Source organism: Shinella sp. WSC3-e, assembly GCF_945994535.1.
Classification (GTDB): domain Bacteria; phylum Pseudomonadota; class Alphaproteobacteria; order Rhizobiales; family Rhizobiaceae; genus Shinella; species Shinella yambaruensis.
The window spans coordinates 232091-256846 of sequence record NZ_OZ000536.1; the positions used below are offsets into that span (position 1 = coordinate 232091).

Genomic DNA, 24756 nt, shown 5'->3' on the forward strand with positions numbered 1-24756 from the left:
AACTACCCTCCTGCCCCAAAATTCTTACTGCTGCCCTTGCTGCGCATCGTGCAGCTTGCTGTCGATATTCAAATCAGTTTTTGGCCTGAGTGATATTTGCAGATCAGCCAGCTCCGCGACAACCTCAGATTCAAATCTCGTAAATAGCTGAACCAACTCTTCCTGTCGTGGCTGACCGAATGCCAATCGATAGGTCGCCAAAGATTTCTTTAAATTTCCGTAGCGCTCAACTTCTCTGCTGAACGGGGGGATAAGAACTACGCGCTCGATTTTTTCGTCACCGGGGTATAGCCAGTAAGGCACGATGTCACCAGGGCGGCTCTGTGAGATCTCCTGCTGCCGAGCGGCCTCGAACATGCTTTCCCATGGTGCGATACAATCATCGCCACGGAGCGCAAAATCACCAAGCTTGGCAGCGATATTGCGCCGGACAGCGTGGTTCTTGAAGCGATGAACCCGCCCTTCGCGCTGTTCTATGTCAACCGGATTTCGGGGCAGATTCCAGTGCACGATACGTGCACAATAGGGATGGAAGTCCAAACCTTCCTGGCCAATCGAGGTTGTCGCCAGTACAAATGGACGAAAAGGCGACTTGAAGGCGGCTTGCACGAGCGTCGTACGGCGAACCCCCTTTTCGTCCTCCGCTTTTGTCGCAAATCGCATCGCAAAACGCGCCCGCACCTCGAAGGTCTTATCGTGCAAGCGCGAGCGCCCTGCCGTCCAGTGATCCAGCGTTATTTGAGCTGGCCTCAATGCGACGACTTCTACGACCTTGTTGGCGATGAGAGCCGCGCGTTGTCGCGCGTCCAGTTCGGCAGCATGCTCAGCGTCGACCACGAGCTGGAGGTATTCGTCCAAAACAGCGGTCAGATCGTGTCTCGCGGCATGCGCATTGACCTGGCGCCAGTAGTTCAGGGGCGATGTTTCTCCCAACAACGCCCTGGTTTCCGGCTGATTATACAGGCTCCGAAATCCGAGCGCGATCGCCATCGCTGCCCCGACAAGGGCAGGATCGTTCAGAGGTAGCTCTGGGCATAGACGGCCCAGCGCGCGAAGTGCGCAGGTTGCAGGGGACCCGAGGGCAAATTCTGCGAGCTTGTCGTAGGTATCCTTGACGTCTGCATCGTCGAGATGATCTTCGCCTTCGAGTGCGTTTCCTATTATCTCGATGGTGCGCGCCATTGCCCCGTGTTCATCATGACCTTCATGCTCGATCGCACCGAGCCTTCCCCAGTCCACGCCGCTCCCCAATTTTTCCTCAAGTGTGAGCGGCAGAAGCCGATCGGATCTCTCGGTCAGACGTGTTAGATGCTTTGCGTCGATACGCTCGGTTAACACTTCGACCACTTGGAGATGCAGCTCATCATAGCTTGGCGCATGTCCATACCGGCGCTCCAATGCCAAGGGGTCGATCCACGCCGCCAGGGTAGGGGAAGGGCAGAGCATTGGCATCATCTCCTCGATGCCAATGGGACGGCTGGTGCGGCTGACGAGGTCGGCCGTCATTCCCATGCGCCGACTTGCTTCATGCGAAAGAAGGGCGGCGACCGCGTCAGGCACCATCGACCAATCCGAAAATATGAGCGACTTGGTTGCCGGGATCTGCTCGCCGAATGTTGGCCGAGACGGCGGAATCCACAACGCGCGATCAAGCTGATGCTGGAAGGTCGTATCCGCCATAACCCGCATTCGTGCGTTACGAAGCGGAATCTCCCCATAGCCCTCGACCTGCTCCTTGCTGATGAGGAACGGAGCGGCAGCCTTGATTGCGTGGCGAAGTTCTTTAGATGGCCGGAGCTTCACCGTCTGTAGTTTCTGCCGGAGCTTGTAGTCACGCATGAAATTGAGAAGGTACGGCGCCGACTTCCAATACTCCACTACGCCCGGCGCACCGACGAGCGCTGCTACCTGAGCAATCACCTTCGCCTCCTTAAGATCCTCTGTTTCGATCGTCAGCTGCGGCTTGCTCTCCCTGACCAGCGCATTGCGATCATCGCTGGAATCAACGCGCTCGGTTCGGGCAATGACCTCACTCAAAATGTGTTGAACGCGATCACGCGTGACGCGGGCATCAAATCTTGTCTCCGGCATTGCCTGCAATGCCCGGCGAAAACGAGTCAGCTCGTGCTCCAGCTCCTTGATCCGCGCATCGCCATCTTCTGCGCCAAAGAGGAAGCGCATGGTTCGCAGGAAATCACTGTAGTGATCGCCATCTTCTGGATCGTCGCTATTCAAGGTCAGCATGCGGTATGGTGTTGCTGACAGGAGCAGCAACCGAGCTTTCGAGCCGTCGCCGCCAGAGTAGGAAAAGAGCGCCCGCGCGAGCTCCGCCGCGGCTGCCTTTTCTGGAGCCAACTGTGCATCGTGTTCGTGCAACAGGTCGGCGAACCGCTGAAATTCGTCAAGAATGATCAAATCGGGGGTCAACGCATCGACACAGATACGTGCCAGGATCCGCCGCAATTCCCCTATGATGGAAGCTGGCCGCTGATCGACGGGATAGTTTGGATTTTTCTTACTCCTCGCCAACTCCGCGGCTGCGCGAATCCGCTGGATGAATTCATCTCCAACAGCCGCGTTGAAATTCTTCGAGATCTCCTCGGAAATTTTCTGCGTGCGTATCCAGTCAGTCCAGCCAGGCCAGTTTTCTGCCTCCACGCCTCCGCGGAAGACGCGCTGCACGCCGCCGTGTCTGATGCCGAGCCTCTTTCTCAGCATCTCGTAAATCAGGACTCGTTCTTTTGCGGTACCTAATGATGACTTCAGATCGAGTGCTGTTCCTGGGGTGAGGCTGATAAGGTTCACGGGCTGTGAGGCAATCCCGCCCTCCTGCTCGATTTCGAGCGGTAGCAAAGTAAGGCGGGTATTGAGAGGTTTTGTCGCCGAGCCAATAACGTTGAGCGACTTGATGTTCTGCTCGGCAATCGCCTGGTTGGAGCATATGTAGACGACGTCGATACGGTCGACCTTGCCGGTCAACTCTTGGATTGCTTTAGCAATGACTCCCCGCGCCACCATGGTCTTTCCAAGGCCCACCTCGTCGGCAACGAGAAACTGCGCCGTGGTCTGCGCATCGGTGAATAGACGCCGAAACACGTAATTGACTGTGGCCCGCTGAAAAGGTTTGAGGAGCTTTAGATGCTCTTCTGCTTGATAAGTCATTTTCGGGCTCCTTTGATGGCTACGAGCGGCGCGAAGCTGGCCCACAACTGAAGAAAATCCTCGGGGACTATGCTTTTGCCACCGTCATCTAGGCGCTTGATGAGGTGATCGATCTCGGCGAGCTCACCACCACCGAGGGTGAGGGCTCGCACCATCGGCTCCAGCAACGCGTTGCCACCTTGACCGAGCCTTCGAAGCCATTGGCCCTCACCGGCAGTTTCGCTTTCGAGGAAGCTGCCTTCACCCAAACTCCCGAGAAGCAAGCTCAGATAGCGGAAGAAGTTCTCGACATTGGCAATATGTGCTCGCAGGACGGCAGCATCCCGGCCATCGGGCAGACCGATGAGACGGGCGCCCAAAGTGAACGCAACCTCTACGCCTGTACCCTCATCGCGGAGCCTCATTACAAGCCAGCGTGTAACGTCGCTCAAAGAGACGCTGCTTACAGCCATTCTCGGCGCCGTGCCGCAGAGCAAAGGCGCCGCGTCATATCCCCGTTCATTCGCAACCGTAATGGGGCGAACGAAACATCTCACTCCCGCCGGTATCTCGATCGGCGAAGTCTTGCCGGATAGCACCAGTTCGAGCCCAATGGCGTCGGGAAGTTGGGTACAGTGTAGGTCGAGCGGCAGCGCCGCGATCCTGGTGCGCAAAATTTCGAGCACTTTCTCAGCGGCTGCAGCGGCATCCTGCCCGGGCGGCTCAGATGGCACATAGGGCGTCAGAAGTCGTTGAAATTCGTCCGAGAAAAGCGTTTCGGCAATTGAACCCATGCGGCTTTTGGGGCCGTCCAAGGTTGCCATGATTTCTACGTTTTGGGTACGACCGCCGCGGCCGGGGATCAGCGCAGCGCTCGTTGCGTTGGCGGAGCCAAGATGGACATGAAGACGTGATCCCCGCTCCACCACGTAGGCCTTGGCATGAAGGCCCTCAAGATCGGCAGAATCTATCTCGTCACGATCTTCTTCCTCGTAACGAGTCGCTCGGTCATCGAGGGTCCGTATGTCAAAAAGCTCGCGAATCTCAGGCTTGATGCAATCCAGTTCCTCGGCCCGTGCCACGAGTTGACAGGCTGTCGGCTCCTCGTAGTCTTTGGCCAGGTGCGCGAGCGCGGCACTGCTTACGAAAGGTGAGAGAACGGCGAGGCGCTCGCCCTTTTGCGGAGACCAGGCGCCAGGTTTCAAACCATTCACTGCGAAGGTGACTTTGGTGGCGCCAGCGGGGAGATCATCCCAGAAGCAGTGCTCGAGATCGCGCGCGAGCGACGGAAGAAATTTGGGTGCCGGCGGGCGATTTGCCGAATTCGCCAATCCCGGAAGCGCGCGAAGAAGCTGCACGACAGGCTCGTTCGCATCGTTGATATTGTCGCCAACCTTCCCGTCGAGGCAAAGAGCCAGGTCCCAGGATCGATCATTCGTGAGGTTCCGTGACAAAATGGCGAGCCGCATGCGCGTGGGCTGTCCCTCTTGTTCCGGTTGGAAACGGATGCACCACAGCTTCGGATGGAATGCACCGCCCTCCGGCGCCGAAACCTCGATTATCGTCTTCTCGTAAAGCGCCATCAGCCGTGCTGCATTCGGGCGCGCCTCCTTGATGCGGCCCCGATCACAGTAGATGGCCATTCTGCCGGCCATCCGTTCGACGCTTTGCAGCAGGGCCAGCGGGCTCCGCAACATCTCGTCACGGTTCTCGGCGTCTCGAAAAACGATGGCGATTGGAATGGTGAGCGCCGTCTCGAAGTCAAGCGAGTAGGTTGTCGCTGCGGCATTGTCGAACCGATATTGATCGGGCGCGCGCACCAGAGACGTGTAAAGTTCGCGATTTTCAGGGTTGAACACGGGTTCAGCCGGCATCGGCGAGCTCCCCGAGGTAGCTTCTTGAAATACCCCATCTGAAATCGAGACGGGCGTCGCCAGAAGCACCTGACCATCTCTCTAGTGGCGCATCGTGCAGCAGGCGGGCCTTTAACCGCTTCAGGCCGTGTTCTCGGTGCTTTAGAAGCTCGATCGCTGCACTGTCTGTCTCCAATTGGACCGAGCCATCCCGCGCCATGGATGCCCAGCTGCGGATAAAATCACGAGACGACTTCGTCAAATTGTGGCTGGTCTTGCCAATAAGGCTAAAAAGATCGTCGAGATCCCACTCATTCAAGCTCAGATGCCTGAGCTCTGCCCTCCAGGCTTCAAGTCGCGACCGGTAATGCTCCACCAGGGCTGGAGCATCTGCATGCTTTTTGGCATTCGGTCGCGCAGCGGCGCGGAGCGCCAGCAGAAGATTGTAAAACAGACTGGCGCCATACATCACGCCCGAGAATCTTTCGGCGTGACGCAACATCGCACGATTGGATTTCGAGATGCTGCCTTCGTCCACCTGCCACGGCCAAGCCTGAGAATAAGTCTCACCCGTGCGCGCCAGTTCATTCAGCAGTGTTGGCTTTGCATTGCCGGCAATGCGATCTCGCAGGAAATCCGCTTCTTCTAGTGTCAGCGCAAACGTTGCCGAATCAAACAGATTGCCGGGCGCTTTAGGTAGGCTTGGCGCCCATAGTTTCAGATCGTGATCCTTCAGGCTTTCGGGACCATAGGAGAGGAAAGTCGCTTGGGACCCTGCCAGGGTGCGTATGCCAAGGGTGTTGAGACCTGCCCAATAGACGCTTGAGGCGAGCCGCTTGAGGTTTCGGCCGGCATCTCGGCCGATCACGCCGATCGTTTCCTCGCCCCGAAGCAGAGCTTCGCTCAACCGGAATTCCAGGTCCCGAGCAATATTCGTCCGCTCCGCTTGTGTCGCCTTGCGACTTTGCGCCTCAAGGTAGATCCAAGGAATAAAAAGCATATAGCGTAGCCGCGTCTGGATTGTGCTGGTGCCTGGAAAAAGGAGATCGGCAAGACCATCGCGCACTGTTCCCAAACCTAATTCGTCGCGAGCTTCAGGTTGTTTGAAGAGATCGATCAGCGTTTGTGCGCGTCGCCGCTCCTCGGGGTCGAAATCAATCCAAGCAAGATAGGACATACAAATTCCGTCTAGGGCGCTGAGTGGAACAGACGGCTCGTTCCTGCCGCGGAAGTGGTCACGGTTTTGAACTGGCCTGATGAAAAGTCGGCACGTTGTGAAGGGCCCCCCGCAATCAGGATGGAGGGGAGGGAACATTTGGCCTGACCGCGATCACCGTCGCACTCGTCATCAGGACGATCAGCCCCTGTTCTGCTCCCGTCATTTCGAGATACGCACGGACCTGCGCCCGATAATGGTCAAGCGTTTTGGGATCGGCATTTACATCGCTCTTCCAATCGATGACCACAGCTGGCGTCTCCCCTGGACCAACCGTCAGCGCATCGGCTATGCCCGCCGTTGCGACCAGCTCAGCGTCTTTCTCGCGAAGCGCGTAAACGGGGAACTCGGCAGACAGCGCCGGCCGGAGGGCTGCGATTTCGGGCAGCCTTAAAGTCCGTCCAACGCAACCAGCCAGCTCCTCGGGGGAGAGCCCGGCAGTTGGGTCGGCGACCGGAACTACGCCAAGCGCACGGACGAGCTCCCCGGCTCGCGCAGAGAGCGCCGCGTGCGAGTCGCCGGTTTCGCCGTTCAGGACTTCTTCCATGAGCTTGTGAAGGACGAGCCCGCGCTCACGGCCACCCTGCACGGTGGAGGAAGCTACGAGCTCCGGCGGTGTATTATCATCCGAACCGGTCCAGATATCGGCTTGCTCTTCCTGCAAGACCGTTCCGGCTGCATTCTCGTCACGGCTCGGAGCAAGCCATTTCAGTAGGATCTGCTGATCCGTGATTGCGCTGGCCTCAGCGGCGAAGCTCTCACGCGTCTGACTGTTGCTGTGGCCGTGAGCTACCACGACTGGATCTGGTGGTAAATGCGATACGTCCAGCGCGGCGAGGTCCGCGAGTGACAGATCTACAAGACCAATCCAGGCAGACTTCGAAGGGGCTACGTCCAGGCGTGGCAGGATCAGCAGCTCACGGGCACGGGTCGCAGCGACATACCAGAGACGGACACGTTCTCGGTCCAATTCCGCCTTCTCGGCTTGCCGCGCTGTGTCATAGCCAGAGGGAGGGACACCGAGAACAGGGCAGTAGAAAGTGTCGTTCTGCCGGTCAATCACCGCGCTGTCAGGTGCCATTACGCCGGTCATAGTGTTGATGGGGATAACGACCGGCCATTCGAGACCTTTGGCAGCATGCATGGTGAACAGCGCGACGGCTTCCTCTTGCGCGTCGGGTCGACCCTCGACCGCCCGGGCCTCGTCAGTCCAGGCCGCCGTCATCGCCTCGGAGAAGGCGCGTAGGCCGCGCACCGCATAACTGCTCGAGAGGCTGAGATATAGGTCCACATTGGCGAGCGCCCGCTCGGCCTGACCCCGATGTCGATCGAGCAGAATGGGACGCAAGCGCAGGACATCCACGGCTTGCGACAGCAGTTGGTGCGGCGTGGTGCTGTTGCCGCGCCGCTGGAGTGCCTGCAGCTTTTCAATGACGTCGCGCGCTAGCGGATGACTGATTGCCGCCGGGTCGACGCCAAGGTCGAGGCGGGGGATTCGGTCAGGTTCCTCCTCGGACCGGGGGAGAGCCCAGACCACGTCCAGGAACTCTTCTTCGCTGAGCCCGACCAGCGGGCCGCGCAGCAGCGCCCCCAGCGCCAGAGTGTCACGGCGATCGGCCAGCGCACGGGTCAGTGCGATAAGATCCTGCACCTCCTGCCGGCGGAAAAGGCCCTTGCCGGCTTGCGTTGCCACCGGAATGCCGCGCCGTTCAAGGGCTTCCTCATAACGCCACAAATCCGCGCCGGTCGGCGCGAGAAGAGCGATGTCACCCGGTTGACAGGGGCGTTCCGCGCCGGCTTTCCGATCCAGAACGGGATGGCTACCGATTAAGCGAGCACACAGCTCAGCCACAGCGTCGGCTTCGGCATCGCGTTGCTGTTCGGCGCTGGCTTTGCCATTCTCGTCGGCGACGGCGATGTCGAGCGCGGCAACACAGACGCCGCCGCGGTCGTCATGGAAGGGATCGAGTGCGGTGAAGCCGGGCTGTCCGTCCGCTGACAGGATCGCCTCGAAGCGCTCGTTGACGAATGTGAGGATCGAGGCGCAGGACCGGAAATTGGTCGAGATCGACACAAGACCGTCCGCATCCTGCACCGAAAAGGCCGTCCGCGCCTGGACATAGGCGCCGACGTCGGCGCCGCGGAAACGGTAGATCGCCTGTTTGGGATCTCCGACGAGGAAGAGCGCCCCAGGCCGGATTCGAAAGCTGACCCAATCTCGTGGATCCTCCGCCGGGTCACCGCAGAGCCGCCAGAAGATTTCCGCCTGAAGCGGATCGGTATCCTGGAACTCGTCGACGAGGACCTTCGCGTACCGTTGCCCGAGCGCCCGTCGCACGGCCTCATGGTCACGCAGCAGATCCCGTGCGGCGTAGATCAGGTCGTCGAAATCGAGCTGGGCGCTAGCGCGCTTGTGCTCTCGATACCGGTCCAACATCAGCCGTGCTTCATCGATCAGCGCTGCGAGCACCTGGCCAGACGCCGACTGAAGGAGGGCGGTCCACGCAGCGCAGCAGGCGTCAAAGAAGTCTTCTGCGGCATCGTTCAACCGGTCGGCGTCGGCTTTGGAAAGCCCCGCCTGTTTTGCCGCCGCCGCCCATTTGCCCTTCTTGCGATAGGAGGAGAAGTCGCCAGCCTTGGTGCACAAGTCGGGATGTGGGCGCGAGACCAGCAGCCCGACTAAGCCGGCAGGCGTTTCCGCGTTCAACACGGCGGGCAAGCGCGCAGCCATTTCGGAAAAGCGTGCCGCATAGACCTCCGTCTCCGGCTCACGGACGCTGGCGGTCTGCATGAAGGCGGAGAGATCATCAGCCGCCTGCCGAAACGCTTCCAAATGGTCCGCAAGCGGTATCACCGCCGGAGCGACGAGGCTCCTGCGCCGGCGCAGCGCTTCGGCGACCCTGTGCATCAGGGCCACGGTCTCGCCAGGGCTGTGCAGAACCATTTCGGCGAGGATGCCATCATGGTCGCCGGACAACCTCTCTCGAAGCCAGCCATCCACTATTTCAAGAAAGGTGAGGTCGGCCTGGTTGCGGTCCATGACCGTGGCACCCGGATCGATATCAGCCTCTGCCGGATAGGGCTTGATCAAACGCTGACAGAACCCATGGATTGTCGAACAGGTGATCTCGTCGATCGCGGCGCTCGCTGCGATGAGATTGTCACGCTGCATCTGCGACAGACCGCTTGGAAGCCCCACCCGAAGTTCGGGTGCAATGTGGCCCACCGCAAGATCGCTGACGAACTCCCGAACACGGGAAAGGAGCTCGCTCGCCGCGAGCTCAGTGAAGGTGACGGCGGCAATCGCGCGAGGTGCAACACCCTGTGCCAACATCACAGCGATGCGGCCGGCCATAACCGCTGTCTTGCCAGAACCTGCTCCTGCCTCGACGAGGATGGAACGCTCGTGGCCGCTGATGGCATCGCGCCGGGCACTGTCATCCTTGAGGATTCTTTGCATGATGGTCATCATTCCGCCTCCCACACCTGAGCGACTTCGCCAAGCCGCTCGCTCGCGGCGGGTTGCTTGCGTTTGCAGTATGTTGCGTTGGCATTGGCCGGCAGGGCGAATGCGAGGTCGTCGTAGTCACCGCCCGTGTCCGGACCCGGCAATGCGGCGCCACTTGCAAGCGCGCTACGCGCAGCCCGCAGGAACTGCGTGATCTCAGCCAGCATGGCTTCCGGATCATCCAGCCGAACTTCGAGCGGTTCGCGCGGATAAAGTAACGACGCGCTAATCGCGACCTGGTCGCCCAACAACGCCTTCACGGCGAAGGCGTAGAGGCAGCGTTGCAGCTCACGCCCGCCATTCAGTCGAATTTCGCCTTTAGGAGGCTTGCCAGTCTTGTAATCGCGAACGAGCGCCCGGCTTCCGTCGCCGGCAATGTCGAGCCGATCGATATAGCCCGCGATCTGAAAGCCCGTATTCGGGATAAGGACAGGCAAGCTCGCATTCCAGGGAAGCACCGCCGTCGACTTCGGCTCGGCCCCTCCGAAGGGAACTTCGCTATAGGAGCGGCTTGCTGGTAGATGTTCGTCGCCGTAAGAGAGGGCCCGCGCCGCCAGAAGGCGCACGTCGCTGAGTGTTCGCTCCCAGATAACTTTAGGAGGAACCGGGCGTTCACTTTCCCAATCAATTGCGGCCGCATCCGCAGCCTCCGCCACGGCTCTCTCGATCGCGGACGCATCTGCGGAGGACAGACCGCCGGCCGCTTCGAGGGTCCGCAAAGCGCGATCCAATACCAGGTGGATCAGATCGCCTGCTGCGAGGGCATCGAGCACAAGAGGCTCGGCGCTGCTCTGCGGTGCGCGCCAGCCGAAGGCGTAGCGCCAGAGGAAACCAATTGGGCCGCGCAGCAGCGTCTTCAGCGAACTGGCCGACTGCGTTCGCGCAAGGATCGTGAGAATGAGCGGATGATCAGGTCGCACGAGGCCGTCATGGGACGTGATGTCAGGCGAGCGCCAGTCGCGCCAGCAACTGCGGGCAGCGATCGCTTGGGCAACCGCTGCGAACTCTTGCGGTCGCGCCATTAATCGATCGGTTTCGCTAAATGCGTGCTCGGGAATGGCGTTGCGACGCAGGTACGTTTCGTCGCCATGGGCAGCAAACAACGGACTGCGCCCGAGCAGACGACCGTCGCTGTCGCGACGGGCGCGAGAGAGGACGACCTCGCCCGACGTAGTCGCGATAATTGTTTCAAAATCCCTGCGATCTGCGAGGCTGACCGGAAGCGGGTCGAGCTCGGCGGTCGGAATGATGTGGTCGGGAATCAGCCGGTCCTCGGCAATCCCGCGCGGCCAACGAGAGGAGTTGAGACCGATCAGCCGAACGAAGCGCCGGGGTGAGGCCGCGAGCGCGCTTGCTGGCATCCAGACAACCGACACGCAAGCCTCAAGCCCGTCATCCTGCTTTAGCGCCTCGAGCGTGACATCGACAGATTCGGCAGGCCCGGCGAGCAGCGCCTTGCGCCAGATGGCCAATGACCGACCTTTAAGGAAGGCATTGCCTATCTCCTGAGCAGCGGCGGGTCCTTTTGCCAATATGTCAATCGCCTTGCGCAGCGTTGGTGCGTGATCCTTAGCATCGGGCCAGTCTGCTGGCTTGAGGCGCAAGAGCAGTCGGTTCCAGGCGGCAGATGTCGACAAGGGTGCATCGTTCGGCAGAACGCGCAGCCAACCGTCGGGAAGCATCGTCAACGGTGCCGATTCTCGGCACAGCGTGGCAAGGCGGCGCAGACGGGATTGTGAGAGCCCGCGCACAACGATGTCGGCAAGTGCGGCAGCCGCCTGGCCTTCTCGTGTCGCGACCGCCCGCATACCATGGACGAAATGCAGATCGAAATTGGCGTCGGCGCGCAGCGCTAGGAAATGATCGTCATAATCCGCCGGCGAAGCCGTGGCGATTGCGATTTCAGACGGTGAGATGCCAGAGCCAAGCAAGGTGCGAGCCCAGCGCATGGCCTCTATGGCTTCGTGATACGCGGTCGCGCCGCTGACAGACCGAACCGCCGGCGCTTCAGCCTTGCCCCGCACAACGGCGACGCCGCTCTCGGTTAGCCAGCTCGGGACCGACCGGGGACCGGCCGTCCACTGAACCGGAAGGCGCTCGGCCAGTTGCTTGATCAGCGGACGCCAACATGGAGAAAGCTCTGTCAATCCGACAATCTCGATCTTCCCGAAAATCGCGGGTGCATGGGCGATGCGGCTACGTGCTGCCGCGACGATGTCGACCGGGCGCATCATTCCGGCAGGCAGTTGCGCCAGGACTGCGGTTTCCAGCCGGGAGATTGCTGACAGCCGCGGATGATCACTCGCCCGAGCGGCCAGATCGATGCCGGCGCGCCAAGCCTTGTGCAGTGTGTCCGCCGCTGCCCCGATCATGCCCGGCAGCATCTTGATGCTTTCCAACTCCCCCATTGGCGTACTGGGGAGAACTGCTTGGATCGCCGTGCGCAGGCTTTCCTCATCGATCGGCCGCGCGAATCCCCCGGCAAGCCGCACCGCAGCTTGCTCAAAGGACATAATCTGAAGGCCGTGGCAGGCGCCGCGGGCCGCAGCGAGGCGGGCTTCGCGCATAGCGAGGCGACCATGAACGACGAGTGTTGACCGGCTCGAGTTGGTCATACTGCTTTCCTTACTGGGCTGATCCTCGCCGAGGCGTGGTTCACGACCTACGTGCTTACGGACGCACGACTCTCTCGAAGTTGAGTGCGCTGCATCTTTTCTATGAGGTATTAGTGATGTTTCGAAAGTACACTTCCGCGCGAAATGCTTGCGCGGAAATGTAACTCACAAGTTTATTTTGCAGGGCGTCCCGAGATCCATGCCCAGAGGCGCTGCCAGAGACTGTGCTGTACTTTCACCGGAGCGGGCTGAACGGCAGGCGCGACCTTTGGCGGCTGCCCATAGAAGCGGGCCTTGGCCGCGCGATCGCGACGTCGCTCGGCTTCGACCTGCTCCTCACTCCAAGGACCGGCTTCGATCACCTTGCCCCGGTCGATCACATAGTGCGACCGGCACTTCAGCGTCCAATTACCGATCGACGGTCGAAGCGAGACTGTCTCGCCGTCGAACGTCATCTTCCAGTCCGTCGGCGTGAAAGGCGTGACGACCTCCTCGCCGCAGCCGCAGCAGCAGCTATGGGCCGATGTCGCATATTCGATCGAAACATAGAGCACGCCTGGCTCCAGGCGCTCAGGGATGTGTTCGATGAAACGATGGTCGAGTCGCTGGTGCCGCATCACGCAAAGTCTCCGTTGATCAGCATGTTGCCGTCGGTGGTGTAGGTGCAGTGATGCTCGCGCTCGAGGTCGCGATAGAACCCGCGAATCTTCTTCCATTTCACGACCGCGAGAACGGCATTCAAGGCGTTGAGATCGGCGACCTGGATGTTGGATGCGTAGATATCCTTGGCGCCGCCGCCAACGAAGGAGATGCGCTGCCGCGCGTGATCTCGCTTTTCCGGCGTGCTGGCGGTGACCCGCAGGATGCCGCCGAGCGACCCATCATCGAGCTCAAGCCCCATCCCGACATCGATGAACGCGGCTCCGATCGCCTCGAGCTTCTCCACGATCAACCGTTTCGCCTCTCCAGCATCGAGAGAGAGGAATGCAAAGGTGACGCCGTCGAGAACGTGGAGATTGTCGGCGCTCAGCGCGGCGTCGTGCGCCGCGACGTTGCGGTGCATCCGGCTGTAGATGCGCTTCAAGTATTCGACCTTCTTGGGTGCTTCCCGCAGTTCCTCCAGGCTCGGAGCACCCGGTGCGCGGAACGCGTTATGGGTCAGGAACTCGTCGCTATCGAACAGATGGATTTCCCGAACCGGCGTCTTTGCGACGAGATCGAGAACATAGCCGCCGGTGCCGCCGAGCCCGATGATGGCGATCTTTTCATTGACGAGCCGCTCTGTCAGCATGCCGATACCCACGCGGTCGGAGGCTGTTTCGACGTAGTTGAAGACACTCTCTTCCTCCTGCTCGGGCTCACGGAAAGTGTGAGCTGTCACGCCGGGCTTCAGCACAGCCGCCGGGCCCGCGATTATGTTCGCGTAGCTCGTCATCTTGTGGTGGTAGTCCGTATAGCCACCTTCCGGCTTGCTGGAGAAGCTGTGCGTCGCCTTCAAGCCGTGACCAAGGTCGAAGGCGCCGTTGGCGTGCGAAATCCCCTGAATTCGTGCGCCATTGGCGTGGCATGGGAAATCACCGTCCCAGTGGACGACATGTGTGTCAGGCGTGCGCGTCTGATCTCCGGCCAGCGTAAGGCTGGAGATCAAGGTGCCGGTGCGCACTTGCCGGCGTTCATCGACATAAGGAATCTCGCGCATGACGAGATAGCCGCCCCGCTGCTGGACGAAGTAGCCTTCGTCCATCAGGCGCTTGAGGTCAGGATTACGATTGAACAGTGCGCGTGACATTGAACACGGTCCCCTTCTTCTTGACATCGACAGAGCCGCCGGCCCCGAGTTCTCCGGCATGCGGCGCAGATGCCGCATGCCGGTAGGTCATCGAGAAGACGACGTTCGGCGGGTGCTGGCCCGGAAAGGCGAGCTGGACGATCTGCTCGAACGTCACCGTCCGCTCGTCCACCGTGCGGAGGCGCGAGTTGACGATGATCTCAAAGGTAATTGGCGGCTTCGGAGCGGTGATGAAACGCTCGATGCCGGCGCCGGTCAGATCGAGCAGTTCGTTGTGTTCGATCAGACGATCTTCACCGCCTTGAACTTCGAGGAAGACCGCCTCGTTATCACCCGGCTTGGCCAGGCCATAGAGGACCGCGCCGCTGATAACGGGCTTGCCCCAGCGCAGTTCGTCGTCATTGAGGATCAGCTTGAAGTCGCGGTCCGTCTCAAAAGCAATGAAACGTTCAGCTCCGCGTTCGCGCAGATCGAAGGGCTCGTTCAAGCGCACGTCCTCGAAATCGCCCGAGGGCAAAATCGCAAAAAGACTGTAACCCTGCCGAGGGTCGAGGGCGGCAGCTTCGAGCAACTGACGTCCGAGCGGCAAGGGATCGGTCACCTGACGGTGCTGAAAATTGAGATCGCCCTCAGCGAGGAGGAAGCGATAAACCCGCGCCGGACGAAGCGGCCGGCCTTCGCGCAGCGCATCGCCGACATCGTCAAATTCAAGAAGTTCTTGTGTACTCATAGATTGGTTCCTTAGATTTGCGCCGTGGCGACGCCGCGGCTCTAAAGATCCAATCGGAGCGAGATTGGCCGACCGGTAAGGTCAGGCAAACTTTTTTTTCAAGGGGCCTTCGGGGGTCGGTCCACAAATGAAGAAAGCTGGGCAGTTCGGGCAGGTGAATGGTGAAACGTCAGCCGGGAAACGGCCGGCGCGAATGTCGACAAGAAACTTTGCAAGCTTGTCCTTGCGCCCTGTTAACTCGCGATCCGACAATGAGAGCGAACGCGCTTCGCCATCGGAGAGATGAACCAGTTCAGCGACGGCGCCGGGGAAGGCCTGCTTGACCGCGAGGATCAGCGCCGCAGCGCCGACGTCCTTGCTCTCCGCAGATCGCATGTGACCTGTGCCGACGCGCCGCACGGCGCGAACACCGTCGGGTCGAACCAGCACCTCATCCGGTTGGACGAGTATTTCCTCACCTTCAATTGTGAGGCTGACCGCTGCGGAAGGCTCCGCGACGGCTCCTGCGCGGCTGGACAGGAAGAAGCGCAGCATCGCCATGGCCAGGTCGAGGAATTCGGCGCGATAGCCGTGATCTGAGAGCCCTTGGCTGGCAAACGCTGCTTCAGCACGATTTTGGAGGTCCTGCTCGGAAGGTGACAGATCGGCTGCAATCATCGCCCCGACGACTGAGCGAACTGCCTCATGCAAGTGCATAAAGGCGGTAGCGGTTCGACGGCCGCCGACCTGGAGGATGTGCGTGTAAAGAAAGCGGCGAGGGCATGATTCATAAAGTGCGATTTGCGGTCCACTGAAGCGAAGCCGTCCGTCGATGATCAATTCGACACCTCGCGCTTCGGCCGCCAGCGGAAGTGGCCGCGTCGGCACGATCGAGCTGCGCGTCAACGCCCCAAGACGATCGAGGAATGGCGAGAGCGGCCGATTGTGACCGTTGCTCTTCTGTGTCGGCGCATAGAGGACCAGGCGATCGCGAGCGCGCGAGAGCGCAACATAGAAAAGGCACTCCTGTTCCTCGGCCTGGCCCGCTCGGAATGCTTCCAGTACGCTGCCTTCAGAACCTGTGATCATGCCCGGGGGCGCCGGACAGGGCGGGGCAGGGGGCGTGCGTGGAATCGTATCGCTGTTGAGACCCAGGATATGCACGCCTTCGAACTCCAGGCCTTTGGCGCCGTGAATAGTCATCAGCCGCACACCATCAAGATGTTGAGCTGCTGCTGGCAACTGACGCAGGTCACGGTCGTCGCCGAGGCGCACAAGCCTGCGCACGCGATCAAGCAGGCGCGTGATAGGTAGTCCGCGCCCCGACGGCTGTACTCGCACGAAGTTGAGAAACTGCCAGATAGCAATTCCCCGGGTTCGATCGCCGAGGTCCAGCGATGTCCCGAGACGCGCCGCAATCTGCGTGCGATCGAGGAGCAGTGTTGAGAGGACAGTCCAGGGCGAGGCGGCTTCGTCGAAGGCTGCGAGAGCAACTGAGAGCTTGCCGAGTGCCTCGCGTCCAGCCACACTCACGCCTGGGATTAAATCGACGTGCTGAAGCCAACTTGCCGGAGCGGGATCTGTGGTTCGCAGATGCTCGAAAACTTCGGCGACGTCTGCGAAAGACATCGCGAAATCCGGCCAACAGGCGACTCGTACCAAACCCATGGCGCGCCGGTCAACGAGGATCGATAGGATTGCCAGAAGATCCTTGACCTCACTTCGTTCAAACAGGCTTCCCAGGAATAGGACCGGCACGCCGAGCCGTTCGAGATCTTGACCGATCCTCGACAGCTTTTCGTTTCCGGTGCATAAAACCGCCTGATTGCGATAGGCGTGGCCCGCGCGGCGGAGTTCCTCGATCGCGTCCGCTAAAGCGACCTGCTGCTCTTCGGCACGCTTGACCGTGCGCAACTCTGGCCCACGCCCATTGCGGTCCCGCTCTGCTTCGAGACCACTATCGGCGTCACCTGCTCGCATCGTGACAGCAAAGTTGGAAAAACTGTTGACGATCTCTGACGCCGAACGATAGTTGCGCTTCAAACGCCCGCGCTTGCCGCCGGCAAAGTCTTCCTTGCCGAAGCGAGTCATGTTGAAGGATGAGGCTCCACGGAAGCGATAGATGGACTGCTTGGCGTCGCCGACCACCCAAAGATTGCGACCGTCAGGTCGTATTGCGCTTAACAATCTCACACTGCTGCGGTTCACGTCCTGATATTCATCGACTAGGACATGATCGTATTGTGCCTGGAGTGTTTCGCGAATGGCCGCATCCTTTTCAAGCAGTTGCACCGGCAGCGCGACAAGGTCACCGAAGTCGATGCAATGCGCGTTGCGCTTGAGCTGCTCATAGGTCGCGTAGACACGAGCCACCTCGACGGCACGCTCTGCCGCTTCGCGGGCCTCGGTGTCAGTTGCCTTCGTTAGCATGGCGCCAGCGAGCGCGGCGTAACTGTTGGCGTCGACCACCTCATCCTTTGCTCTGGATATAGCAACCAGCATGTCGGAGATGATTTGTGTGGGATCATACAGGTTACGATAATGAGCCAGCCTCAGACGCGGAAACTCCTCTTCTAGGAGCTCAACTGCCTCAGTACGATCCATCATCCGTGGATCTTTTTGTAAGCCGAGCTCCGCATAGAACCGGCGGATGATATCGAGGCCAAAGGCGTGAAACGTGCCGATCCACATTGCGGCCGCTGCGTCGGGCCTCTTGCGTGCGATCCTTTCGGCCATTTCACCCGCTGCCTTGTTCGAGAACGTCAGAAGCAGGATGCGCCTTGGATCGACACCGTCTGCGAGGAGGCCTTCAACGCGTGCGACTAACGTCTGGGTTTTGCCAGTGCCTGGACCTGCTTCAAGCAGGTAGGCCCCTCCGCGATGCCCCGCCGCCGTTGCTTGCAAGGGATTCAAGGGCCGTTCCTCATGCGCTGCCGTCGGCTTGGTCGGGAAGGGCGGCAACAAGAGGGCATCAAGCAGCTGTTGCGCCACGACCTCGAACGGCGCACCGAGCTTCTCGGCAATCTCAGAAGCAGAAAGCCCTCCAGCTACGTGGAGTTGTCGGGCGACACTACGAGGAAGCAGCAGCTCTCTCGCGAACAGATCCATCTGGACTTCGCGCCGTTGCTTGCGCCCATAGTCGACAACCCGATCAATACCGACCGGTGATGGTTCGGCGGCGCGGGCGGGGTCGATCGTCGGCGCAGACTCATCGTCCGGATCGTCGCCAAGCTCGACATGCCCGATCTCGTGCGCAACAAGGAAGGCTTTCTCGAATAGAGAGCCGACATTCTCATGAAGGATCAGATCGTCGGCGGCTATGAAGGTCGCGCGACCGCCGTTGAGCATAGCTGCACCCGCCGCAGTCGGCTCAACGTCAATCCCCCGCCGCGTGGCCTCGGCGACGACGAATTCATATGGTGCCCAAGGATTAGCGCCGAATTCGACAAGGTGAGCGTGAAGCTCGGCGGCGACTTGCCTGGCAAGCTCCACGCTGTCCATATCAGTCCGTCTCCCCCAAAAGCCGGGTTCGCTTCTCAACGGGAATGCCGGCGTCGATCAACACCTTTTCGAAAGTGACCTGTTCACCCGTGGTTGGCTTTCCGTCAGCCTTGTAGCTACGAGCCGCAGCCAGTGGGGTGGCTCCCCAAGACAACTCCAGCTGGGCGACGGAGCAGCGCATTGCGATCGCCAGATTTTCAAGAAAACGGCGAGGGATACTGAGAAACGACACGCGCCGTTCACGCAGTGCCGTGACGACCTGGCGCGGGATGTCCAGTTGGTGAGCGACAGTGCGCCAGTCAGCGGCTGTGAGAGCCGCAAAAGGATCTGGAATTGCCTCGGGCAGAGCCCTCGCATGTTGCGACCAGGCGGCATCAATCAGCGCCTGATCCGCAGCGGAAGGGGGCGCGGCCTCTTCCGAGGTCTCGCGGCTGAGTTCGCGCGAGAGATCGACGAGTTCTGCGGCGTATTCTGGGTAAAGACGCAGGTAGCGTTCGAGGGTCGAGCGATCGGGCTCGCTTTCGACTGCGAATGCGTCGAGCACGGCTTCGCGGGATGGGCGTTCGCCGGCGGGACTCATTGCTTTTCACCGTCGGCCAGAGCCACCCGCAACGCTGCAAACGCTTTGTCGCGATAAGTTCGGATCGTTTTTTCGGAACGACCTAGGGCCTTGGCGATGGTCATGACGTCTGGCTCCTTAGAATCTATTGGGAAGCCCTGTTTCAGCATATGTATGATCCTGATTTGTTCTGGCGGTAAACCTTCAATCGCCGCATCCAAACGCGACCGGTAAGACGGATCGTCAAAATCCGATGCGGCGAAAGGATCATGGGCTCCGGCCGCTGCCTCGACCTCTGCTGACAGTTCACCACTCTCCTCGTCATATTCGAGAGGCTTGGATCTGTTCTCGTCGCGCCAAGCCTGTTCCTGAGCATCGCGTCGCAAGCTCGCCACAGCGCCATCGAATCGCACCTCGAAATAATCGAGTTTGTCGACGTATGATGCTCGGTCTGCGGATAGAATTTCTACAAACCGGCTGAAGACTTTGTCACGCACCACGCTGCGCGTCAGCGATTCAGTCTTGCCGTCGGAGTTCTCCGGTTTGGGCACGCTACGGAGCACCCGCTCCATAAGTATACGATAAAGGCGCTCGAACCATGTTTCGTTATTGTCGTGACGACTAGCGCGGATGAAATATACGAGGCACTCGCTGGGTACATATCCCGGCTCGGAGCGCTTCGTAATTGCAGCTCTGCCGATTAACTCGTCGCGTGGCAGCGCGGCCAACTCGGCGATGAGTGTTTCCACCCTCCTGTCGCGCTCATAAAGCTCGCCAGTAAGTCGTCGCTTGCGCAGCGGAGCTACAACCGTGTTGCCGTTACGATGCGCTTCCGGCTCCGGTTTCGCCCCCACTACTCCCTCCAACCTCTTCATAGCCCCGTCCGCTTAGTCTGCGTTCTTGTTCAAACTCGCCTCAAGCGAAGCGATGCTGTCGATCACGGCTTCGAACCCCTGCGGGTCGCCGAAGATCATGCCCTGCATAGCCCGGTAATCAATGCGGAGCTGTTCGATCATCGCGTCGTGCGGCGCAAGTGCGAAGGAGCCAGGAACAGCGCTGGCGAGATCGAAGTCGGGCCGATTGAAGAACATGCGGGCGTGCGCGACGCAATCTTCACCGAGCGCTCTATCTTTGATGGCCGCTGCTCCTACCGGTGTCGCGACGAGCCGATGCAGATCGTAGTAGTGTCGCGAAACCCGTTGGCCACCGCCCTTTAGTTCACCGCGCTTGTCGAACCACCGCCGCAGCCCGTGGACAATGACGACCTTGTCCCAAAAGGTTCGTTCAGGATCGACAGTCCGCACGGCTGGCACCGTCAGGTCAAGCGCCGGAAGATCGTCATCGACATAGGGTTTAATCGGCACTTCGCTATTGGGATCAAGCGCAGACTTTGCACCTGACTCAATCTTGATGGCCGCCCTCACATACTCCGACCGTGGTGTCGCTGCCGGATACCAGATCAACAAGGTCTGGCCATCGGGATCGGTGTCGTCGGCTTCGATCCTCGCGTTTGAGGGATCAGCGCCGGCGGCCTTGAGGCGGTCCGCAAGAATTTTCGTCAATTCGTCGCGCAGGGGTCCGTTAATGTAGGCTTTGCAGGCATCCTTGATCGCCTCGAGACGTGCTTTGCGTTTCTTTCCACTGAGCTCCTCAAGTTCCTCGATGGTCGCCGGCTCGCCAATGTCATCTCTAAATACCGTGACATCTATGTCTTCGGAGAACCGGCTGATTAGACCGAATCCCTTGGATAATGAGGTTCCGCCTTTGAAGAGGAGGCGAGGACCACTGTCGTTTAATCCGTTGAATAAGACATCTAGGGTCCAACAGACCCAAAAGTCTTTTTCTATGTTCTGGGCGGCCGTGCCGAGCCGCTGCGCCGTCGTATCGAAGGCGCTCAACATCGCAGCTTCTCCAGCTGCAAGGACCTCGTCATAAGCTGGATTCATTTCTTCATTGCCTGGAGTGACTGCGTTTGTTGCTTGTTATGCGGGTCGAGACCGACTTACGTTTCAGGCGAGGATCGCCATGGCGATGTCCATCATCGTCGTTGCGGTGATGATCGTCGGCGTCGTAATCATCTGCAGTGCGATCGCTACTGACATGCTGATCATGATCGCCCCTCTCGCCTTCGATGAGCGGCTTGAGAAATGTCCACATCCATGTCGGAAGCGCGGTAATGCCCGCTGCCAAATCGGCTTTAATGGCCGCGCCGACCGCAGGATCCTCGAAAAGCTTGGCAAGTTTGCCGCTCACGCGGTCACTTTCACCTTCGCGGAGCAAAATATCGCGAATCCAGTAAAGCGCTTGAACGACCCGCATTGCCGGTCGTCCGGCCCAGAACAATTTGCTGGCGGCTGTTGGACGAAAGGTGATCGTCACATTGCCGAGCTTGATCGGTCGCCGACGTGCATCGGTATGGACGATAATTTTTGCAGGAACAGCGTCTGTCAAACCGAGGTCATTTGCTGCAGTCATTCCGTCTACAAGCATACGGGTTTGATCGCGGCGCCCAACGGCATCGATAACAGAGCGCGGATCGGGAGGATTGGGCTTTTGAGTTAGTTTGTTAAAACCAGGCTGGTCATAAAGTCCTCGATCGATCCGCCTGAGGATTTCTGTTTTTGTTAGGCGTTGCAACGCCTTGTCGACCGCATCTCGCGAGGCGAGGTCAACGAAATCGCTAGGCGTCCAAACCTTGCGCGGTGAATCCCCACGTATGCGTTCGAGCATTGCTGATTTCAGATCGGGTGAGTCGGCTGCCATGTCCGAAAGATGTATACTTTTTTCGGACAAAAGGCGAGTCCGAAATATACATACAAATTTCGGACAAACGCTCCGTATGTTCATTGACGAATGCTGAAAACGCGAATGGTTGGCATCGGCCGTGCCGACGCGAAATGCGTTCGGTATCGTGCGATCTGGCCGGTAGAGCAGTTGTTTCCGGCCGACACGATCAATTGGAAGAGCGATTGCAGACCTCGCGCAGCCGCGCAGGCGACGTGGCTCGTTCATTCGGCGCTTCGTCGCTGCGTGTGGTCACAGCCGGGATACTGGTTACACCCGAGAAAGCGGCCGTTGTTGCGACCTTTCCGTTCTACCAGTTGGCCCACGCCGCACGCCGGACATTGATTTAGCGTATCACCATCAATGGTCTCGAAACGCAAGTTTTCGCCGGCGATTTCTGAGAGCTCCCGAATATATCTGGATGGCTCACGGCTGTTCGTAAGCAGGAACACGCCGCGGCTTGCGCGGGTCAATGCGACATAGAAAAGGCGGCGCTCCTCGGCAAACTCAAATGTCTCCGGTCGCGGCATGACTAGATTGAACAGCTCGTCGTCCTCTATCCGGCTTGGCACCCCATAGTCGCCTTCACTGACATCGAGCAGAATCGTATAGTCGGCCTCAAGTCCCTTGGCTCGATGGAACGACAGTCCCGACACCTCGATATGCTCGAATTTTGGTGTCGCCCCCCTGAACGGGTCCAGCTGGTTGTAGCGCCACAGCACCATGACCTTGAGTTTCTGGTGTCCATCACTCCGCCACTGTACGGAAATCCCGCCAAGGAAGGTGTCGAGGCGCTTCAGCAATCGGAGGCATGAATCGGCGAAATCTGGCTTGCCCCCTTCACCGTCGGTCGGAATGACCCGGATCGACCGCGCAATCGCGGGCCGTGTCGATCGCACCGACTTTTTAAGTTGGGCGGCATTGCGCTGCACGAAACTGGCGGCCGTCTCGGCGATGAGCTGGTTGCAACGATAGGTCTGCTCCAGTCGACCTTGCCAGCTTGCCCCGAAATTCGCCTCGAACTGCGTGAAGATCGTTATGTCCGATCCGGCGAAGCGATAGATGGACTGCCAGTCATCGCCAACCGCAAAGATCTTGGTGAATGCCTTCTGATGCTTCAGCGCCTTAATCAGGTTCGCACGCGGCTCGGAAATATCTTGAAATTCATCGACCAGGATAAGGGAGTAGGGGCTCTGATACTGTCCGGCTTCCACGAGCCGCGTGGCATTGGCGATCATCGAGTCGAAGTCTATGCGATTGGCTTTTTCAAGCTTCCGGGAATAGGTCTCGGTAATCTTCCAGACGACCTGAGCAAACTCTTTGGCGCGGGTGCGGTCGTGGAGCGCCTTGGCCCGCTCAAGCAGCATGTCCAGGGTGAGGTGACTGGCGCGGATGTGTTTGATGCAGACCGCAATCAGCTTGTGATAGTGCTTGATGACAACAGGCTCGAGGGCTTTGACGATCGCCGTATAGCTCTTTCTTTCGAACGAGATGCCCCGTTTCGTGAGCTGCGCCTCGAGTTCCTCAATCAGCGATCCATTGCACGCTTGTGCAGACGTCGTCTGGAAAACGTCCATCCCCGCCTTGCGGTAGCCGGCCAGCTTGTGTTCGGCATGGGTGGCGTAGTCTGTGAAGGGTGATGAGCCATCGGCATTGATAGCCAGATGCTCGTGTATCGTCTTGCTGGTGGGGTAATAGAAGTCCGGATGGACGTACCGGATCTGCCCGTTTTTCTCTTCGATCGGGATCTGGCGTTCGTAGTCGAATTCGACGGAATGCAGCCACAGCCAATTCGTGATTGTCTGCTCCTGGAGCGACTTCACATGTATCCCGGCCATCGTGCCGATGGTCGCATTGCCTTTCCGCCGGCGCACCGACAGATAGCGCTCGTAGTCAGCCTCAGAACCAAACACCTCGACCGGGATATCCGCCTTGGGATGAAGGACGAGGAGGTTGACCCAGAGATCGGCGAATTCCGCATCTGATCGCAGCAGATCGTCAATGATCTGTTCGATGATTTTCGCTTCGCCGGCAGGGTGTTCGACCCAGTCGGCGAGCTGTGGGGGACGGCCTTCGACCTCCTCGATAATTCCGCGACCCAGCGCATGAAACGTGGTCACTTTACATTCCGAATTTCCTGGATCTACCGCGAGCTGTCTGGATATCCGCTTCTTTAGCTCGTCAGCGGCGCTCTTGTTGAAGGCAAGGACGAGAATCTCTTCAGGGCGATAGAGCTGCTTGTCGAGGACATAGGCGACCTTGCCGACCATGGTTGCGGACTTGCCCGACCCCGCTGAGGCGACAAGAAGATTGTTGTCCTCCAGTCGAATGCATGCCTCGCGTTGCTGATCGGACAAGGACCGGCCGTCTAAATTGTCAAAGAACGACCGGTATCTCGACAGCTCAGCTGAGACAAACGCGTCATTATATCTGTGGCGCACGTCCGGATCGGTAACGAACGCGAGCGATCGGGGCAGCACCGCTTTCAGGGTGGCCGGCATCAGTTCCGGGTCGAACAGAGGGTGCGAAAGCGCGGCCGCGGCTTCACCGGTTACGCCCGCAATCGCACGGGCGAGGTCGGCATGGGCCAGATATTGCCGGTTACCCTCGGTGATAGTCTGTAGTTTCGTATCCACCTCGCTCAAGCGGTCGGTGTCAAAGCTGATCAGGTCGAAGAGGTGGCTGTTGATGAAGCTGTAAAGGTTTGCCGCAAGCCGGGTTGCTGCCTCTTCTCCGAGGCACGATAGGGTATGAATCCCTTTACGCGAGCGGACTTCAACCGAGTGCCACAGCAATGCCTTGGTGACAGAAATTGCTATGACATCCAGGCAAGGAAGATCGAGGGCGCCGTTCACATCGAGCTGCAAGGCTGCTGGTAACGACACGTTCAGCCTGACCTTCCATTTTCCTTGGGGAAGGAGCCGAGCAAAAAATCCAGGTCGGTATGTTCGAACGCGATCAGTCATCAGGGTTTAAGCGCTACCTGCCGGGACATGAACCCATCGAAGAGCAGGTCAAAGAGAACATGTTTGGGGTAGCAGATAGCTCATGGATATTCGCCATTTTTCAACGGGATGTTGC

At 59.4% G+C, this 24756-nt stretch carries 14 protein-coding genes; all 14 read right to left on the reverse strand.

What is annotated here, in order from left to right; all coding sequences use genetic code 11:
* Nucleotides 1–24: 24 nt before the first annotated feature.
* The 14 genes from AABF56_RS35110 to AABF56_RS35175 all read right to left on the reverse strand — a co-directional run bounded on the left by AABF56_RS35110 (nucleotide 25) and on the right by AABF56_RS35175 (nucleotide 24641).
* Nucleotides 25–3162 (reverse strand): C-terminal helicase domain-containing protein, encoded by a 3138-nt coding sequence (locus AABF56_RS35110; RefSeq protein WP_272809190.1) that lies wholly within the window; start codon nucleotides 3160–3162, stop codon nucleotides 25–27.
* Nucleotides 3159–5015, reverse strand: a complete 1857-nt coding sequence (locus AABF56_RS35115) for a phospholipase D family protein (RefSeq protein WP_272809191.1) — start codon at nucleotides 5013–5015, stop codon at nucleotides 3159–3161. Before AABF56_RS35115 ends, AABF56_RS35110 begins: the two co-directional genes overlap by 4 nt.
* Nucleotides 5005–6171, reverse strand: a complete 1167-nt coding sequence (locus AABF56_RS35120) for a DUF6361 family protein (RefSeq protein WP_272809192.1) — start codon at nucleotides 6169–6171, stop codon at nucleotides 5005–5007. Before AABF56_RS35120 ends, AABF56_RS35115 begins: the two co-directional genes overlap by 11 nt.
* 115 nt (nucleotides 6172–6286) lie before the next feature.
* The gene (locus tag AABF56_RS35125; protein ID WP_272809237.1) at nucleotides 6287–9679 is read right to left on the reverse strand and encodes a UvrD-helicase domain-containing protein; all 3393 of its coding nucleotides are present in this window, start codon (nucleotides 9677–9679) and stop codon (nucleotides 6287–6289) included.
* On the reverse strand, nucleotides 9679–12333 hold the full coding sequence (locus tag AABF56_RS35130) for a PD-(D/E)XK nuclease family protein (RefSeq protein WP_272809193.1): 2655 nt from the start codon (nucleotides 12331–12333) through the stop codon (nucleotides 9679–9681). Before AABF56_RS35130 ends, AABF56_RS35125 begins: the two co-directional genes overlap by 1 nt.
* 173 nt (nucleotides 12334–12506) lie before the next feature.
* Entirely contained in the window at nucleotides 12507–12953 is a 447-nt protein-coding gene (locus AABF56_RS35135; protein WP_035243685.1) for a DUF6527 family protein, read from the reverse strand.
* Nucleotides 12950–14122 (reverse strand): ThiF family adenylyltransferase, encoded by a 1173-nt coding sequence (locus tag AABF56_RS35140; RefSeq protein ID WP_272809194.1) that lies wholly within the window; start codon nucleotides 14120–14122, stop codon nucleotides 12950–12952. Before AABF56_RS35140 ends, AABF56_RS35135 begins: the two co-directional genes overlap by 4 nt.
* A complete protein-coding gene (locus AABF56_RS35145; RefSeq protein WP_272809195.1) occupies nucleotides 14097–14852 on the reverse strand; it encodes a multiubiquitin domain-containing protein in 756 nt (251 codons plus the stop codon). Before AABF56_RS35145 ends, AABF56_RS35140 begins: the two co-directional genes overlap by 26 nt.
* Before the next feature lie 81 nt (nucleotides 14853–14933).
* Nucleotides 14934–18332 carry a UvrD-helicase domain-containing protein gene (locus tag AABF56_RS35150; RefSeq protein ID WP_272809196.1) on the reverse strand — a complete coding sequence of 1133 codons (3399 nt, stop codon included), beginning with the start codon at nucleotides 18330–18332 and terminating at the stop codon, nucleotides 14934–14936.
* A 1-nt stretch (nucleotide 18333) separates the two neighbouring features.
* Complete coding sequence (locus tag AABF56_RS35155) at nucleotides 18334–18912, reverse strand: hypothetical protein (RefSeq protein WP_272809197.1); 579 nt, start codon at nucleotides 18910–18912, stop codon at nucleotides 18334–18336.
* Nucleotides 18909–19766: a DNA-binding response regulator gene (locus AABF56_RS35160; RefSeq protein WP_272809198.1), complete on the reverse strand. Its 858-nt coding sequence runs from the start codon at nucleotides 19764–19766 to the stop codon at nucleotides 18909–18911. Before AABF56_RS35160 ends, AABF56_RS35155 begins: the two co-directional genes overlap by 4 nt.
* Nucleotides 19767–19778: 12 nt before the next feature.
* Nucleotides 19779–20837 carry a nucleotidyl transferase AbiEii/AbiGii toxin family protein gene (locus AABF56_RS35165; RefSeq protein ID WP_272809199.1) on the reverse strand — a complete coding sequence of 353 codons (1059 nt, stop codon included), beginning with the start codon at nucleotides 20835–20837 and terminating at the stop codon, nucleotides 19779–19781.
* A gap of 4 nt (nucleotides 20838–20841) precedes the next feature.
* Complete coding sequence (locus AABF56_RS35170; protein WP_272809200.1) at nucleotides 20842–21903, reverse strand: DUF6088 family protein; 1062 nt, start codon at nucleotides 21901–21903, stop codon at nucleotides 20842–20844.
* Nucleotides 21900–24641, reverse strand: coding sequence for a UvrD-helicase domain-containing protein (locus AABF56_RS35175; RefSeq protein ID WP_272809201.1), 2742 nt, complete (start codon nucleotides 24639–24641; stop codon nucleotides 21900–21902). Before AABF56_RS35175 ends, AABF56_RS35170 begins: the two co-directional genes overlap by 4 nt.
* Nucleotides 24642–24756 lie beyond the last annotated feature (115 nt).